General features: G+C 47.1%; 17 protein-coding genes and 1 other annotated feature. All 17 genes read right to left on the reverse strand.

The genetic code is table 11. The features are described from left to right. Window positions 1–21: 21 nt before the first annotated feature. Window positions 22–314 (reverse strand) — a binding site (T-box leader). Window positions 315–371: 57 nt separating this feature from the next. Continuing rightward, window positions 372–881, reverse strand: a complete 510-nt coding sequence (locus FS628_RS15270) for a DivIVA domain-containing protein (protein ID WP_145323156.1) — start codon at window positions 879–881, stop codon at window positions 372–374. A 239-nt stretch (window positions 882–1,120) separates the two neighbouring features. Continuing rightward, complete coding sequence (locus FS628_RS15275) at window positions 1,121–1,903, reverse strand: RNA-binding protein (protein ID WP_145323158.1); 783 nt, start codon at window positions 1,901–1,903, stop codon at window positions 1,121–1,123. 20 nt (window positions 1,904–1,923) lie between these two features. Then, window positions 1,924–2,190 carry a YggT family protein gene (locus FS628_RS15280; RefSeq protein ID WP_440131282.1) on the reverse strand — a complete coding sequence of 89 codons (267 nt, stop codon included), beginning with the start codon at window positions 2,188–2,190 and terminating at the stop codon, window positions 1,924–1,926. A 7-nt stretch (window positions 2,191–2,197) separates the two neighbouring features. Then, window positions 2,198–2,665 (reverse strand): cell division protein SepF, encoded by a 468-nt coding sequence (locus tag FS628_RS15285; protein ID WP_062835447.1) that lies wholly within the window; start codon window positions 2,663–2,665, stop codon window positions 2,198–2,200. After that, window positions 2,656–3,357 (reverse strand): YggS family pyridoxal phosphate-dependent enzyme, encoded by a 702-nt coding sequence (locus FS628_RS15290; protein ID WP_145323160.1) that lies wholly within the window; start codon window positions 3,355–3,357, stop codon window positions 2,656–2,658. Before FS628_RS15290 ends, FS628_RS15285 begins: the two co-directional genes overlap by 10 nt. A 6-nt stretch (window positions 3,358–3,363) precedes the next feature. Continuing rightward, window positions 3,364–4,263: a peptidoglycan editing factor PgeF gene (gene pgeF / locus FS628_RS15295; RefSeq protein ID WP_145323162.1), complete on the reverse strand. Its 900-nt coding sequence runs from the start codon at window positions 4,261–4,263 to the stop codon at window positions 3,364–3,366. 51 nt (window positions 4,264–4,314) lie between these two features. Further along, complete coding sequence (locus tag FS628_RS15300; protein ID WP_260871046.1) at window positions 4,315–4,707, reverse strand: YlmC/YmxH family sporulation protein; 393 nt, start codon at window positions 4,705–4,707, stop codon at window positions 4,315–4,317. 174 nt (window positions 4,708–4,881) lie between these two features. Next, window positions 4,882–5,664, reverse strand: a complete 783-nt coding sequence (gene sigG, locus FS628_RS15305) for an RNA polymerase sporulation sigma factor SigG (protein ID WP_017687309.1) — start codon at window positions 5,662–5,664, stop codon at window positions 4,882–4,884. Between the two features lie 111 nt (window positions 5,665–5,775). Beyond that, window positions 5,776–6,498, reverse strand: a complete 723-nt coding sequence (sigE, locus tag FS628_RS15310; RefSeq protein WP_017687308.1) for an RNA polymerase sporulation sigma factor SigE — start codon at window positions 6,496–6,498, stop codon at window positions 5,776–5,778. 11 nt (window positions 6,499–6,509) lie between these two features. Beyond that, window positions 6,510–7,490: a sigma-E processing peptidase SpoIIGA gene (gene spoIIGA / locus FS628_RS15315; RefSeq protein WP_145324184.1), complete on the reverse strand. Its 981-nt coding sequence runs from the start codon at window positions 7,488–7,490 to the stop codon at window positions 6,510–6,512. Window positions 7,491–7,743: 253 nt separating this feature from the next. Continuing rightward, a complete protein-coding gene (gene ftsZ / locus FS628_RS15320; protein WP_145323164.1) occupies window positions 7,744–8,859 on the reverse strand; it encodes a cell division protein FtsZ in 1,116 nt (371 codons plus the stop codon). A 150-nt stretch (window positions 8,860–9,009) separates the two neighbouring features. Further along, entirely contained in the window at window positions 9,010–10,293 is a 1,284-nt protein-coding gene (gene ftsA, locus FS628_RS15325; RefSeq protein ID WP_145323166.1) for a cell division protein FtsA, read from the reverse strand. A gap of 293 nt (window positions 10,294–10,586) precedes the next feature. Continuing rightward, window positions 10,587–11,354: a cell division protein FtsQ/DivIB gene (locus FS628_RS15330; protein ID WP_145323168.1), complete on the reverse strand. Its 768-nt coding sequence runs from the start codon at window positions 11,352–11,354 to the stop codon at window positions 10,587–10,589. Between the two features lie 58 nt (window positions 11,355–11,412). Beyond that, on the reverse strand, window positions 11,413–12,696 hold the full coding sequence (gene murA / locus FS628_RS15335) for a UDP-N-acetylglucosamine 1-carboxyvinyltransferase (RefSeq protein ID WP_145323170.1): 1,284 nt from the start codon (window positions 12,694–12,696) through the stop codon (window positions 11,413–11,415). A gap of 17 nt (window positions 12,697–12,713) precedes the next feature. Then, complete coding sequence (gene murB / locus FS628_RS15340; RefSeq protein WP_145323172.1) at window positions 12,714–13,619, reverse strand: UDP-N-acetylmuramate dehydrogenase; 906 nt, start codon at window positions 13,617–13,619, stop codon at window positions 12,714–12,716. Between the two features lie 149 nt (window positions 13,620–13,768). Then, entirely contained in the window at window positions 13,769–14,878 is a 1,110-nt protein-coding gene (gene murG, locus FS628_RS15345) for an undecaprenyldiphospho-muramoylpentapeptide beta-N-acetylglucosaminyltransferase (RefSeq protein ID WP_145323174.1), read from the reverse strand. A gap of 7 nt (window positions 14,879–14,885) precedes the next feature. Further along, window positions 14,886–15,983 carry a stage V sporulation protein E gene (gene spoVE / locus FS628_RS15350; RefSeq protein WP_062835457.1) on the reverse strand — a complete coding sequence of 366 codons (1,098 nt, stop codon included), beginning with the start codon at window positions 15,981–15,983 and terminating at the stop codon, window positions 14,886–14,888. Window positions 15,984–16,015 lie beyond the last annotated feature (32 nt).

The raw sequence follows: 16,015 nt of genomic DNA on the forward strand, positions 1-16,015 counted from the left end.
ACAAAAAAAGCCCCATCCCTGGAAAGGGACGAGACTATACTCGCGTTACCACCCTAATTCTGTTCATCACAAACCACATCCAAGCAAGCCTGGGTATGCTCTGTCATCAACAGCGCTTATGCCCCGCTGTACTACCGCAGGGTGCCGTTATAACGTACGGCTTACGGTTCGGCTTACACACGGCACTCAAGTACACCGCTTCAGCGTCACTTCTCCGGGGAGATATTCGGCTATAACTCATCCATTGGTTTGCACCAACCACCAACTCTCTGAGGGATGAGATCATAACGTACTGAACCCGTCATGGAATCACTATTCATTATGAATATAGTTATAGCCTCTTTGCAGACAAAAGTCAACCAGGCGACAGACTAATAAATTTCTTTCATCTCCCGCTCACGGTCACGCACTTCCTGCTCCCGGCTCTCCAGCACTTCCCAACCATCCTGAGTCAACAGTTCAAGCTGCGCTTCAACAAGCGTGCGGAAACGTGCACGATAAATCGATGCCTGCTTTTTCAGTTCTTCCACTTCCAAAGCAATTTTACGCGATTTACCCAGCGATTCGTTCACGATCCGGTCTGCATTTTTCTCTGCTTCCTTCACGATCAACTGTGCTTCTTTCTTAGCATTGCTCTTCACATCATCAGCAGCTTCCTGCGCAATGATGATCGTTTTGCTAAGTGTCTCTTCAATCGTGGCAAAATGATCCAGCTTTTCCTGAACGGACAGCAACTGATTGCTCAGCTCTTTGTTCTCGCGAATGACGCCTTCGTAATCTTTGATGACTTGATCCAGGAATTCATTGACTTCATCCTCGTCATACCCGCGCAAACGTCGGGAAAATTCCTTGTTGTGTATGTCCAGCGGCGTTAATGGCATGCTGTCCACCTCCTGTAAAAGTTCCTTCCCGTTTAGAGAAGGTTGCAGCATATGGGTTCCACCCAAGGGGCCGTAGCGTTGATGCCTAACTCTGGCAACTTATACGGAATGCAGGATCCGAATTGCATCCTCAGACGTTCATTCATACCTTTGACTTAATGTATATCGGAAACACCGCGTATTTTTTACACCTTTACGTTAAACATTTCGACAAGAAAGCCAATTTTCCTGCAACAGTCTCAGGCAAATTTGCCGATTTTCACTCGGCAGCGTCCTTTTTTTGTCATCCCGTCCTGTTCAATAACCTTGAATCGGCCAAATCCCTGAATGGATACGACATCTCCTGCTTTTAACGATTTGGAGGGGTCTTCCTCAACCTTCCAGTTCACACGACAGCGACCGGCTTTGATTGGCACCAGCACCTTACTGCGACTAAGCCGATACACATCTGCACAGATTCCATCCAAACGAAGAGAAGCGACCGTAATATCCATCGTCTCCAGTTTGTTCTCTGACCATCGCATCTGATCCAAAGGAAGTAACTCTGTGAACACATGTAACCGATGCACCTGATTCAGTTGAAGCGATAAAAAAGCGCCGGTTTCCGCCGCCACCACTGTATGGCAACCGTCCTCCAGCACTTGGATATCTCCGATCTTTCCACGTTTCATCCCAAGCCCGAGCAGGGAACCCATATAGTCCCCATGCTCCAGCTCCGAGATTTTCTGATCATCAGACGTGATACTGAGCACCTGCATACCCATATCCTCATCATCCAGATACATGTAATCCGGTGCTACCAGCGCACGCTTGCGCTCAGCTGCCTCGTAACCACCATCCAGACGAATCTGAACGTCATTGCGACGATTGGCAAGAGTTTGTAAAATAAAAACCTGTCTTGGGTCAAGAAAGTCAGTTAGCTTCATGTCATGATACTTGCCTGCCCGCTCAACCCAGTCCGAAGCTTTATCTACGAAATCCCGCTCATCATGGCTAAAATGTTCGTAAATTTCACCGCTCATCTATGTCACCCTACCCAACATTATATAAAGTATCGGAGAATGGAGATCAACCCGTTAAGCGCGAGTTGGAGAACGATTAACGCCACAATCGGGGAAATATCCAGCACACCGAACAAAGGTGGTATAAATCGACGGAAAGGTCTTAGATATGGCTCTACTAATTTGCCCAACCATTCACCGATGAAGCTTTCCCGCGCATTGGGAAGCCAAGACATCAATATGTAGACAATGACCATGTAAAAGTAAATCTGGTATAACGTGTACAACACGCTTTCAATCTGATACAAAAGTGGCTCACCTCATTCTGTTATAATCTTGCTCGCTGTCAGCCAGTATTTCCGTAATTGAGCCCTGAATTTCAACCGTATCTGGCGTACAGAGAAAAATGTTTCCGCCGATTTTGGAAATACCGCCACCCAATGCATATACCGTGCCGCTCAAAAAATCAATAACGCGCAGCGCTTGGTCCTGGCGAATACGTTGCAAGTTCACCACAACGGTACGATGCGAACGCAGATGGTCGGCAATTTCCTGAGCCTCGTCATAAGAACGCGGTTCATACAGGACAACTTTAACATTTTTCTGGGAATGAATGCTCACCACATTATTCCCCCTTTGGTTTCTACGTTTATCGAGACTGGAGGTTTCAGCTTCCTGCTGTTCAGGTTCATTTTCCTCCTGCGCAGCCATCCGTTCACGTTCCACAATCTCTTCCTCTTCCTGAAGTCCGAGGAAATTCATAAATTTATTCATTACGCCCATCGTGAACCCTCCTCTTTTCCTACGAGAATCGATCCTAGCCGTACCCAGGTTGCCCCTTCTTCAATGGCCACTTCAAAATCATTGGACATCCCCATCGACAGCTCGGTCAATGGCTCTGCTGTGAGGGCTTGTCCATTCAATTGATCTCTCAGCTCACGTAATCCACGAAATACGGGACGCGTCAGCTCCGGATTTTCCTCATGAGGTGCCATGGTCATCAGGCCGACAACCTTGAGATTGTTGAACGAACGAATATCACGCAAGAATGAACTTGCCTGTTCCGGCTGTAAGCCATACTTGCTCTCTTCACCCGAAATATTCACCTGCAAAAACGTTTCCACTTGAATGCCAAGTGAAGCTGCTTTCTTATCCAACTCCTTCGCCAACGACAAACGATCCAGTGAATGTATGTAACGAAACTTGCCAATTACGTCTTTCACCTTGTTCGTCTGCAAATGACCGATAAAGTGCCAAGTGCCCTGTTGACCAAAAGCTTCCCATTTGGCCTGCGCATCCTGCCACCGATTTTCTCCAATATGCTCAAGACCATGATCCAGCACCGATCCCGTTGTTTCAAGTGAGACGTACTTCGTGACCGCAATCACATTCACATCATCACGTTGACGGTTACTGCGCCGACATGCATCTTCGATCTTCTGATTTACCTGTTGTATACGCTCCTCCAATGACACAGAGGGTCACCTCTCTTCCAGCCCAATCCAGCTCGCCATCCGCCCTGTAACACCATTTTCCTTCCGGTAGGAGAAAAATAGTTCGGGATGACAACTTGTACACCATGTTGTACATTCGATATGATCCGGCATTATTCCTGCTTTCATCATAATGTGTCGATTGCATTCTTTCAAGTTTAACATCGTTTTACCGTTATTCACGGGTCGATATACTTGTTTAGAAGCAGAATCCTCGTATTTATCATTAACCGGGGAATCCTCAAACCAAACCCGCACATGCTGCATGACCGCCTCATCCACTTCATAACAGCAATCCCCAATGGACGGACCGATGGCAGCCCGAATATCCTGTCTGCGGCTTCCATACTCCCGTTCCATCGTCTCCACCATGGATACGGCGATACCCGCGACTGTACCTTTCCAGCCAGCATGAGCAAGACCTACAGCCTGCTGCACCGGGTCATAGAAATAAAGCGGAACACAATCGGCATAGAAAGAAGTCAGTAACACGCCAGGCACATTCGTGACCAATCCATCTGTATCCTGAAACGCAGATTGACGATCAAGTAAGCCTCTGCTCCGATCTTCAGCTTTAACTACAGCCACATGTTTGCCGTGCACCTGCTCTCCACAGGTCCAGGCTTCCGCTGCAAAGCCAAGCTTCTCGGTTACGAGCCTGCGGTTGTTAAGGACAACTTCTGGATCATCCCCCACATGATAAGCACAATTGAGCGTAGCATAGGGAACATTTCCGACTCCACCATGTCTTGTCGTAAACCCAACCGTTAACTTTTCAAACTGATCTCTCCAAGGCGCAACATATAATAATAACGGGTCAGAACCGAAATCTGAATTTGGGCTCACTGTCCGTTCAAGTAATTCCTTATTCAATACAAATGGTTCCATTCTCTCACCTCACCACTTCCAGTGTACCAAATGAGCCACATTCTGTCTCATTTATATCGTTCGACGCTGATTACGATCCGATCGTTCAATGCGTTCCACACGTTCTGTACGGTTATGCTGCTGTTCATCATACAGACGAGCTTCCCGATCACGCTCGTCATACGTGTTTTCCTTAACCTCATCCATCTTCACGAGAATCACATCTGAACCAATCTTAACAATATTTCTCCAAGGAATCACAAGATCTGTTCCCCCTCCAAAGAGCCCCATAAAGCGACTATACCCTGGCACAACAATCGCTTCAATTCGTCCCTGCTTCAGATCCAGCTCCAAGTCACTGATCTGCCCCAGACGTTTGCCATCTGTAATGTTAATGACATCCTTTGTCTGAAAGTCCGAGATTTTCATGCCTCTTGCCGCTAATTCGCTCGTATTCACTTTCATTCATTTCCGCCCCCTGTTATTCCTCTTCTGTCCGTTCATTACACTTCTATACATTATATGTTTCAGGGGCGAAAAATGTCCTGTTTTTCATCGAATGTGGAAACCGTCAATAACAAAAAGACGATCACCGGTATACACTGCCCCGATTGATCGTCCTCCTGTCCTTGCTTCGTATTACGACTTTACATGTTTTTGCATCTGCTGTATTGCTGACTTCTCCAGACGTGAGACCTGGGCCTGGGAAATGCCAATTTCATCAGCCACTTCCATCTGGGTTTTTCCTTCGAAAAACCGCATCGACAGAATCATTTTTTCTCGCTGACCAAGACGATGCATGGCTTCACGGAGCGCAATTTCCTCGATCCATGACACATCCTTGTTTCTGTCATCACTGATCTGATCCATGACATAGATCGGATCTCCACCATCATGATAGATCGGTTCAAAGAGCGAGACCGGGTCCTGAATGGCGTCCAATGCAAAAACAACATCTTCCTTCGGCACATTCAGTACTTCCGCAATTTCGAATATCGTCGGTTCCCGGGAATTTTTATTCGTCAGGCTGTCACGGACCTGAAGTGCTTTGTAAGCAATGTCCCTCAAGGAGCGAGATACCCGAATCGGGTTATTATCACGCAGGTATCGACGGATTTCACCGATAATCATCGGCACCGCGTAGGTTGAAAATTTGACATTCTGGGATAAATCAAAATTATCAATGGCTTTCATCAGGCCGATGCAACCAACCTGGAACAGATCATCGACAAACTCCCCCCGATTGTTAAAACGCTGAATGACACTGAGTACCAGACGCAGGTTGCCATTCACTAATTTCTCTCTTGCTGAGCGATCATGGTGTTGCTGAAGGGAATGAAACAATTCCCGCATTTCAGTGTTGGTGAGGACAGGCAATTTTGCGGTGTCCACGCCACAAATCTCGACTTTGTTTCGGGTCATCGTGATTTACCTCCCAAGGAGAAACATTAATGTACATTATCTCCGGGGCAGGCTTTTTTATTCGTACTTGGCACCCTTGCCAGTAATACCCATTCTGATCAACGATGTATTTCAGACCATTTTATTGAACTCCTTGCGGAGTCTTTTAATGATTCTTTTTTCGAGACGAGAGATGTAGGATTGGGAGATTCCAAGTAGATCCGCTACATCTTTTTGGGTCTTTTCTTCCCCATCCGTCAAGCCAAAACGAAGCTCCATAATCATTCGCTCACGCTCTGTTAATTTTTCCAGTGCCTTGTGCAACAGTTTTCGGTCTACCTGCTCTTCAATATTCCGATAGATTGTATCGTTTTCTGTACCCAATACATCGGATAATAATAGCTCATTCCCATCCCAATCAATGTTGAGCGGTTCATCAAAAGAAACTTCAGTTCGGATCTTACTATTGCGTCGCAGGTACATCAAAATTTCATTTTCGATACAACGTGAAGCATAGGTTGCCAGTTTGATTTTCTTTTCCGGGTCGAATGTATTGACTGCCTTAATCAATCCGATTGCTCCAATGGAAACCAGATCCTCGATATTGATACCTGTATTCTCAAATTTACGTGCGATGTATACCACCAGACGCAGGTTACGCTCAATCAGCATCGCGCGAATAGCCGAGTCTCCCGAGGATAATTTTTGCAGCAAAAATTCTTCTTCTTCCCGTGTCAATGGCGGGGGAAGTGCCTCACTTCCCCCAATATAATAAATCTCTTCACTTTTGAGTCCTAGCAGAAATAACAGACGGTAATATTGCAGCTGCGCCACCAGTTTCCATTTCACAAGCATGTACGTTCCTCCTATACCACATTCAGCGGCTTTTCTGTTGCTCCCGTAGAGAGAGCCGTAGACTGCGCAGAAGCAGCGTCTTGCACAAGTTCAGGATGAATCACGGCCTGGTATTTCCCATCCGACGACAAAACACCTCCATCCAGCCCAATTAATACCCGTGTCGTCTCATAACATGTTTCCTCCATCGTTACCTTCACCCGGTCCGGCTTCATCGCCAGCATAAACGCAGTCCCTTTGTTAATGCCCCGATAGGGCACAAGCCGCAGTCGATCCTGCCACTGAAAACTCTCTTGATCAAGCTCCATAATAAGGTTGTCCGGCGCCTCGTCCTTGAGCCTGCCCTTCCATGAAGCAGGTAGCATGTCTTGCCATAACGAAACCTCCATCACCATGACCGGCATACGTGTTAAGGGATCGGTGAGCTGATTGCCCGTATCCAGAAGGCCTGTACAAGAAATAACGACCTCATCGATGCAGACCTCGACTTTACCCAAATAGGTCGTCATGCGATCCGTTTTCTGTTTTGAGCTCTGCACAGCTTTGAATAAAAACAGGACAGCAAAAAATACAATAAACGTGAACCAGAAGGCAATCTTCAGATCAAATGACATTCCACCCGAAGCCGTAAACCAAATACCGTTAAACAGCTCTCCGGAACTCTGAAGCATGTAATGCACACCCAGAATACCTCCTGCAGCGACAAAATTAATCACATAGAAGGTACCAAGCGTTCTCGCAAAAGCCTGCAGCCCCTTAAATCCAAAAGCAATACTGAGCATAGCCAGAGAGAATCCAAACTTGATCAAAAAGGTGAACATAAAGTCAAACTCCGGCACAAACATCATGACTACATATAATGCGCCCACAATGGCTGATAGCAACCATCTCCACCAAACCAGCTTCGTTTTGCGCATCCAGGCGGTCAGTCCGATGAGAGCACCGTCAATACACAGATTTGTCAAAAAAATAAGATCCACATAAACAACCAAACTCTTCACCTACCTGCATCCAACATATCGAAATAGTGATATTCCGATATTCATGAGCATATTCACAAGTATACGGAGCCCCCTGTTCAAAGTCTGTCTAATCATGGGGGTGTGTTTCCAACTTTTTTTGTCGGAATTGCGCAGACCTGTTGTTCAGAATTTGTTCATTGCTGTATGCTAAGATATCTAAGAACGGAAAAAAACCCGGTCACTCCATCAGGAGCACCGGGTTTTCGATAAATCGATATGAGTATTAATCGTTGTTATTATTGCGTGAACGATTGCGTAAAAATGTCGGAATGTCCAGCTGATCATTGCTCGGCTGATTTCCGAACGGACGCAGGTTCGGTGAACGCGTATCCGTTGTCTCCGTTGTTGCTGGAGCTGGTTTACGTCCTGGTGGTGGTGAAGCAGGTTTGTCTTCAAAACCGGTCGCGATAACCGTAACCTTAATCTCTTCTTTGAGATCTTCATCAATGATGGCACCAAAGATCATATTCACTTCAGGATCAGAAGCAGAAGTAACAATCTCTGCAGCTTCATTAACTTCATAGAGAGACAGGTTCATGCCACCCGTAATGTTCATGATGACACCACGTGCACCTTCAATTGAAGTTTCCAGCAAAGGACTCATGATGGCTTTACGAGCCGCTTCAGCTGCACGGTTCTCACCCGTTGCCTCACCAATACCCATCAGCGCAGATCCTCGCTCGGTCATGATTGTTTTTACGTCTGCAAAGTCAAGGTTGATTAGACCCGGTACTGCGATCAAATCAGAGATACCTTGTACTGCTTGACGAAGTACATTATCCGCTTGACGGAATGCTTCAAGCATAGGTGTCTTTTTGTCTACGATTTCGAGCAAACGATCATTAGGAATCACGATCAGTGTGTCGACTTTTTCTTTGAGGGCTTCAATACCTTGCTCTGCATGGCTGGAACGCTTGCGTCCTTCGAATGTAAATGGACGAGTTACGACACCAACGGTAAGTGCACCACACTCTTTAGCGATTTCGGCAATAACCGGAGCCGCACCTGTACCTGTACCGCCACCCATACCGGCTGTAACAAATACCATGTCTGCACCTTTCAACGTGTTCATAATCAGATCGCGGGACTCTTCCGCCGCTTTTTTACCTACATCCGGGTTGGCGCCAGCGCCAAGACCACGAGTCAATTTATCACCGATTTGCAATTTATGCTCGGATTTTGCCAGGTGTAACGCCTGGGCATCCGTATTCACCGTAATAAATTCAACACCTTGTACACCATTTTCAATCATACGGTTGACTGCATTGCTTCCGCCGCCGCCTACACCGATGACTTTAATTTGAGCCAAGCTCTCCATCTCGAAATCAAATTCCAACATATTATTCCATCTCCCCCTCAATGTGCATGGATGGCCCGTCCAATTTTTGATTTGAACCGAATCAATTTCATATATCGACGAACGAAAGCGTTTATTTTAGTACCAGCGCATTCAGACGGCTTCAAGAATGTATGAAATGGATTCAACCTGTTATATAAATTCACTGAACATATTCTTCAGCCGTTCGAACAGACCAGGTTTTTGCTCCGATTCCTGTGCCGCATTCGGCTTCGGACGGTTGGTCGGTTTCTTGTTGTTGTTATTATTATTGTTATTTCCACCGCCGTTGTTGATCGAGGGACGAATACGCAAACTGCGAATTACACTGTGCAATATGCCGACTCCGCTTGTATAACCAGGGTCACGCACACCAATATAATCCGGAACTGCAACTCGTACCGAAGCAGCAAGCTCATGCTGAGCGACCTGCAGAACCCCCGGCATAGAGACCGTACCTCCCGTTAGTATATAACCTCCAGGAAGCTCGTTGTAACCAAGGCGCTTCACTTCTTGAGATATCATCTGGAATATTTCCTGAACCCTAGGTTCAATAATAGCCGCCAGATCCTCCTGTGAGAATTCCTTGTCTACATTACTGCCGATTCGAGTTACCTTGAACATCACATCGGCAGCAGCATCATCCAACCAGGCACAGCCGTATTTCAGTTTAACCTTCTCCGCCTGATCCGTTAACGTGCGTAAGCCGTAGGCGATATCATTCGTTACAAACTCCCCGCCAATTGGCAACGTTGATGTTGCGACAAGACTGTCTTCTTCAAAAATGGCGATAGTTGTTGCACCTGCTCCAATATCCACAAGTACTGAACCCATCGTTTTTTCATCTTTGGACAAAGCCAGTTGACCCGCTCCAAGCGACATGAGAACCAGATCGCTTACTTTCAGACCCGCTTTTTCCACGCAGCGCAAAAGATTATGTATCGCGGTTTTTGCACCCGTAATGATTGTCGCTTCAACTTCCAGACGAACACCAATCATACCACGGGGGTCCTGTATGCCCTCCAAGCCATCTACAACATATTGCTTGGCGACAACATCAATAATTTCCCGTTCCGGCGGAACTGCAATCACTTCGGCTGCTTTCAACACCCGCTCCATGTCTTCTTCTCCGATTTCACGATCCTCGTTAGACACAGCCACGACGCCGTGACTGCTCATCAGTCCGATATGATTTCCCGAGATTCCAACATACACTTCGGATATTTGAATACCTACCATACGTTCTGCATGATCCACTGCGTTGCGAATCGACTGCACCGTCTGATCGATATCTACGATTACACCTTTGCGAATTCCCTCCGAGTCGGCAGATCCAACTCCTATAATATTAAAGGTTCCATTATTCATTTCCCCAATAATAGCGCGAATTTTGGATGTACCGATGTCCAAACTAACAATGATGTCATTGTTGCTCAAGTCTGTGGCACCTCCTGACTCCAATAGTAAAATACGTTCGGATTTAAACACTCTTAAAACATATTCAACACACTTCAGGCTTTCCCTCTTTTTTCTACAATGTTTTTGGGTGTCAAAATCTGGTTGCGAGACATAAAACCTTGAAGAAAAAAGAAGGAGGCAACTCATGTGCCATAAGTTCAAGTGTATCATTTTTTCTTCATCTCAGAAAGAACAAGTTTCATTACTCTGACCGGGCCAAACCCCGACCTGCCTAGGCTTTCATAATCAATTCGGCCTCATGATGGCAAAGATCAGGGGGTTGCTCCCAGTTCAGCATCATCTTCCGGGTCATCCGGGATGAAAGGCACATAGGTATCTGCCTCAAGCATAGTGATTTTTCCAGGCCGTTCGGTCTCGATCACCTGATTCAGATACTCCACTTTATCGGATAAAAGAGAGACGGTTGTAATCACTTCAAACTGTGATTTGGTATACATCCGAATCTGGTCCGGAAATGAAGGCGTAGGATTCGGGATAATCTCCGAAATATCCGTCGTCAATTCATTCGGAATTTTAGCCAGCGTCTCACTCAGTTTGGCCTTGAGCGGATCATCAGCCTTCCATTGGGTCAATATTGGCTTCTCTACCGCAACACCGATCGTGGCCGGGACCGTCAAGCTTGTCCCACTGGCCAATATCGCTTTTAGCGTACCATCCGTACCAAGTTCATACGCCACCGTGGCATATTCCTGAACTTTAATATGAATAATGCCCGGAAATTGCTTGTCCACGGTAACGGTCGAAATCGCCTTGATTGTCTTAAGACGCTCAATAACCTCGGCAGAAGTTGTCCCAAAAAATTGATCGCCTTCTCTCAGACCGCTTTTTTCCAGCAGCTCTGGAGTCGCTGTATATACATTACCCGTAATTTCAATTGCCGAAATCCGACTCATGGAAGAACGAAAGAATAATACAGCGAGCAATACAATAAAAAGTAATAACAGAATAATTACAATTTTGCGGCTTGTGTTTCCTTTTGGCCGGTTCTTCTTCAAAACCGGAATTTGACTTTTAGGCATAAGTAGCGCTCCACAAAGCCTCAGGTCCCCTCCCTTCAAGAAGGGGACGCCAAGGACGTTAATTGGCAAAATCCAACTGTTTCGAAACGGGCGACTGCCGCTCAACCGATGCTCCAAGACTCTGGAATAACTTCTCGATCTGATCGTACCCCCGGTCAATATGATGCACTTGCTCCACAACCGTTTTGCCTTGAGCTGCCAGGCCTGCAATAACGAGAGCTGCACCTGCGCGAAGGTCGGTTGCTTCTACTGTAGCCCCGTAGAGACGGGGAACACCACGGATAAATGCTGCGTTCAGATCGACTGAAATATCAGCCCCCATCACATTCAGCTCATCCACATGTTTGAACCGGCCCTCGAAAACCGTTTCCTTCATCACACTGAATCCGTCTGCCAGACTGAGCAGCACCATGATTTGCGATTGCAGATCTGTCGGAAACGAAGGATACGGAGAAGTCACAATACGGTCCACTGATTTTGGACGGCTCATACAGCTCACCGTCATTATATCATTGCAGACTGTGATTTGAACACCAGTGCGCTTCAACACATGTATAAGTGAAGTAAGATGAGCAGGATTGCAGTGTGTAAGCGTAACATTGCCTCGCGTTGCCGCAGCTGCAATCATCACGGTTCCAGCAACGATTCGATCCGGTATAATCTCATACGAACAAGGCTTCAGTTTCTCAACGCCATTAATCGTGATCGTATCCGTTCCCGCACCAATGATACTTGCACCCATAGCGTTAAGGAAATGCTGCAGATCCTGTATTTCAGGTTCTCTTGCCGCGTTGCAAATGGTTGTTGTTCCTTTAGCCATAACGGCTGCCATCATGATATTCTCGGTCGCTCCCACACTCGGGAAATCCAAATGAATATCTGTACCCACCAGATTCTTTCCATGACAGATAATCTGTTGGTCCTGCTCTTCAATCAAAGCTCCGAGCGCTTCCAGGCCCCGGAGGTGAAGATCAATTTTGCGTTCTCCAATGGCACAGCCCCCTGGCTGGTACACTGACACTTGCCCAAACTTAGCCAGCAATGGTCCCATTAAAAAAATGGAAGAGCGCATCTGCTTCATTAGATCTTCTGGCACATCATATGACCGGATAGACGAGGTATTAATCGTCACTGTTCCCTGTTCATGCCGACACGTGCATCCAAGCCGTTCCAGGATATACAGCATCACTTCAATGTCCAGCAAGTGTGGAACGTTATGCAGCGTAACTTCTCCATCTGCCAACAAACTTGCGGCCATAATCGGTAAAGCAGCATTTTTTGCTCCATGGATGCGTATGGATCCTGAGAGGGGTTTCCCGCCTTCAATCACCAATTTGTCCAATGTATCACCTCCGGGGTTTACCGCTCACCCACTACGAAGACTTCCGGTACCAGGTTAATACCGTTTTGAGATGATATAGTGCTCTGAATCTGCTGCATTAGGGTGATAACGTCCTCTGCTGTTGCTTGGCCTGTATTGACAATGAAATTGGCATGCATGGAGGATACCTGTGCGCCTCCCTGAGTCAATCCTTTCAGCCCTGCTGCTTCAATCAAGCGGGCTGCATGATCACCCGGGGGATTACGGAACACACTGCCTGCACATGCCATCTGCAGTGGCTGTGTGCGGCGTCGGCGATCTTTGTAAGCCGCCATGGCTTCCGAAATGACTTTGCGCTCTCCCTGCTGAAGTTCAAATGTAGCTTCCAGCACGATGCCTCTCCGGTCATGCAGAACAGAGTGGCGGTAGGCAAAATCCATGTCCTCCTTGCTGTAACGTACCAATTCCCCTGTCTCCAGTACAATCTCAGCGAATTTAAATATCCGTGACACATCCGATCCATGGGCACCTGCATTCATGTACACGGCTCCACCGACAGTGCCGGGGATACCGCTGCCGAATTCCAGACCGGTCCATTCCTTTTTGGCAGCAACCACACTGAGTTTAACAAAAGAATGCGCCGCTCCGGCGGTTACGCCGCCCTCGTGAAATTCGGCATAATCAAAGCCTGCGCCCGGTTTCACAACAACACCGCGTATTCCTTTGTCTGATACCAGCATGTTTGAACCCCGTCCCAGTTGCATCCACGGAATCTGAACCTTGTGAAGCCATTGAACGAGATTCACCATCTGCTCTTTATTCTCCGGAATGACCAGTGCATCCGCAGGACCGCCGATCTTCCATGTGGTGTATTTGGCTAGCGATTCGTTTTCAAGAACTCTGCCAACATTATTCTGGGATAGTAACGATATCCACTGGTGCATGTTTGCTTCCTCCTTTGCTTCAAAACCGATGAACACGATATGTTCTGTTGCTACAGACCGTGTTCTGGCGCCATGGAACGATGATCACGATTTATACGGTATCTTATGTCAGCCCCGTCTTGTGTGTGACAATCGCCCACAAACGCACTTCACCGGCGTGCAGCAAGTCGCTGAATTTCACTTACAAGCACTTCAGCTGCATCGGGTTTCCCCAGTTTACGGGAGGCTTCAGCCATTCGTTTGCGACCCAACTCATCATTCATAATGCCCGCGATGGCTTCGTACAGTACTTTGCCTGTAAGATCCTTCTCCAGCATCGTGAGTGACGCGCCTCCACCTTCAAGCGTGCGTGCATTGGCCTCCTGATGATTGTTGGTCACGTTGGGTGAAGGAATCAGGATAGAAGGAATACCCAGTGATGTAATCTCCGCAAGGAATGATGCCCCTGCGCGGTTTACAATCAAGGATGTGCAGGCAAGTACCTCAGGCATGTTATGTACATAAGGCAAAACATGCAGATGGTTTGGCATTGTCCCGAGTGAACTGCGAATGGCTTCACGCGTTTCATCAAAATAGGTATCCCCTGTCACGTAAACGACATGTACATCATCCAGTTGTTCCAGCATTGGAGCCATGTCCACCATGGCCTGATTGATTGCTTTTGCTCCGCGACTGCCACCAACGACAAGAACAACACGACTGTTCATCGGTACTCCTAGCGTGGCAAAACCACGATCACGACTAGCCTGAGCTACCGTAGTGGCTCGTGGATTACCGGTGTAGATCACCTTTTTTGCACCGGAAAATGATTTTTCAGAACCTTCAAAGCTAACTGCAACGGTATCCACATAACGCATCAAAAATTTGTTAGTGAGACCAGGAATAGCGTTCTGTTCATGAATTATACTCGGAATCCCCAGTTTTGTTGCTGCATAGACCACAGGCCCGCACACATATCCACCCGTACCAATCACAACATCCGGTTTGAATTCCTTCAGCATTTTTTTAGATTTGCGCACACCCTGAATGAAACGCATGACCGTTTTCAGGTTGTCGATGGACAATTTACGCCTAAAACCAGTAATATCAATGGATTTAAAAGGAATATTTTCCTGGGGAACCAGTTTACTTTCCAGCCCTCTGGTTCCTCCAATATATAGAAATGTCGAGTCCGGGTTCTCCGCCTCGCATTGTCTTGCTATGGCCACAGCCGGATAGATATGTCCACCCGTACCGCCGCCGCTAAGAACGACTCGCATCGCATATTCACCTCGCATAACGGGATAAGTTCACTAAAATGCCCAGTGCTGTGAGCATGAGGGTTAATGATGATCCGCCGTAGCTGATCAGGGGTAAAGTAATGCCCGTCACAGGCATCATTCCAATAACAACACCAATGTTAATGATGACCTGTACGGCGACCATACCTACGATACCAACACCAAGCAGACTGCCAAAGGCATCCGGGACGGTCATTGCTACACGCATTCCTCTCCACACGAGCACCAGAAACAACAATAATACAATCATTCCACCTATAAAGCCGAGTTCTTCGGCCAAGATACTAAAAATAAAATCCGTCTGCGGTTCGGGTACATAACTGTATTTCTGTCGGCTCATTCCTAGTCCAAGTCCCGCAAGTCCACCCGGACCAATCGCATATAACGATTGAATAATCTGATAACCGGCACCCAGTGGATCAGACCAAGGGTCCAAAAACGCTGTGATACGCTGCAATCGATAGGGAGCTGCGGCGATTAAGGCTGCAAACCCGGCTACGCCACCGAGAGCAAGTAAGGATAGATGTTTCATTCGTGCTCCGGCTGTGAAAATAATAAGCATGGATGCACCCATCATCACGGTGCCTGTCCCCAAATCAGGCTGCAGCATAATAATACCAAAAGCCAACCCGATCAATCCAAGCGGTGGCAGAAGTCCCGTTGTGAAGGTCTTGATTTTGCCAGGTTCCTTGCTCAACCAGTGAGCGAGAAAGAGAATCATGCCCAGCTTCATGAATTCTGAGGGCTGGATACCGAACGAACCTATGCCCAGCCAACTGCGTGCGCCGCCACGAACTACACCGATTCCAGGAATTAGAACCGCAATAAGCATAATAAAACAGGCAATCAATATTGGCTTCGCATACTTCCTCCAGACCCGGTAATCTACATTAGCGGTCACGAACATGGCCACAAGCCCAAGCACTGCAAACAAAGCCTGTCTTTTTACAAAATAAAATGAATCGCCATAGTCATGAAAGGCAAGCACCGAGCCCGCACTATATACCATAATAATGCCGATGGCAAGCAATGCCAAAATACAAATCAGCAACCAAATATCTGGTGCCGGTCGCGTCTGTTTCATCAGGAGGCCACCCCTTGCATGGAAGTAGGGGC

This window comes from Paenibacillus xylanexedens (genome assembly GCF_007676705.1).
Taxonomy (GTDB): domain Bacteria; phylum Bacillota; class Bacilli; order Paenibacillales; family Paenibacillaceae; genus Paenibacillus; species Paenibacillus xylanexedens_C.

What these genes read in the sequence shown, in the direction of transcription:
- ftsZ (WP_145323164.1), bottom strand. Translation starts at nt 8,859, where the DNA reads ATGTTGGAATTTGATTTCGAGATGGAGAGCTTGGCTCAAATTAAAGTC.
- murG (WP_145323174.1), bottom strand. Translation starts at nt 14,878, where the DNA reads ATGCGAGTCGTTCTTAGCGGCGGCGGTACGGGTGGACATATCTATCCG.
- sigE (WP_017687308.1), bottom strand. Translation starts at nt 6,498, where the DNA reads ATGCTTGTGAAATGGAAACTGGTGGCGCAGCTGCAATATTACCGTCTG.
- FS628_RS15300 (WP_260871046.1), bottom strand. Translation starts at nt 4,707, where the DNA reads ATGAAAGTGAATACGAGCGAATTAGCGGCAAGAGGCATGAAAATCTCG.
- sigG (WP_017687309.1), bottom strand. Translation starts at nt 5,664, where the DNA reads ATGACCCGAAACAAAGTCGAGATTTGTGGCGTGGACACCGCAAAATTG.
- murB (WP_145323172.1), bottom strand. Translation starts at nt 13,619, where the DNA reads ATGCACCAGTGGATATCGTTACTATCCCAGAATAATGTTGGCAGAGTT.
- pgeF (WP_145323162.1), bottom strand. Translation starts at nt 4,263, where the DNA reads ATGGAACCATTTGTATTGAATAAGGAATTACTTGAACGGACAGTGAGC.
- FS628_RS15330 (WP_145323168.1), bottom strand. Translation starts at nt 11,354, where the DNA reads ATGCCTAAAAGTCAAATTCCGGTTTTGAAGAAGAACCGGCCAAAAGGA.
- FS628_RS15270 (WP_145323156.1), bottom strand. Translation starts at nt 881, where the DNA reads ATGCCATTAACGCCGCTGGACATACACAACAAGGAATTTTCCCGACGT.
- FS628_RS15285 (WP_062835447.1), bottom strand. Translation starts at nt 2,665, where the DNA reads ATGGGCGTAATGAATAAATTTATGAATTTCCTCGGACTTCAGGAAGAG.
- spoVE (WP_062835457.1), bottom strand. Translation starts at nt 15,983, where the DNA reads ATGAAACAGACGCGACCGGCACCAGATATTTGGTTGCTGATTTGTATT.
- FS628_RS15275 (WP_145323158.1), bottom strand. Translation starts at nt 1,903, where the DNA reads ATGAGCGGTGAAATTTACGAACATTTTAGCCATGATGAGCGGGATTTC.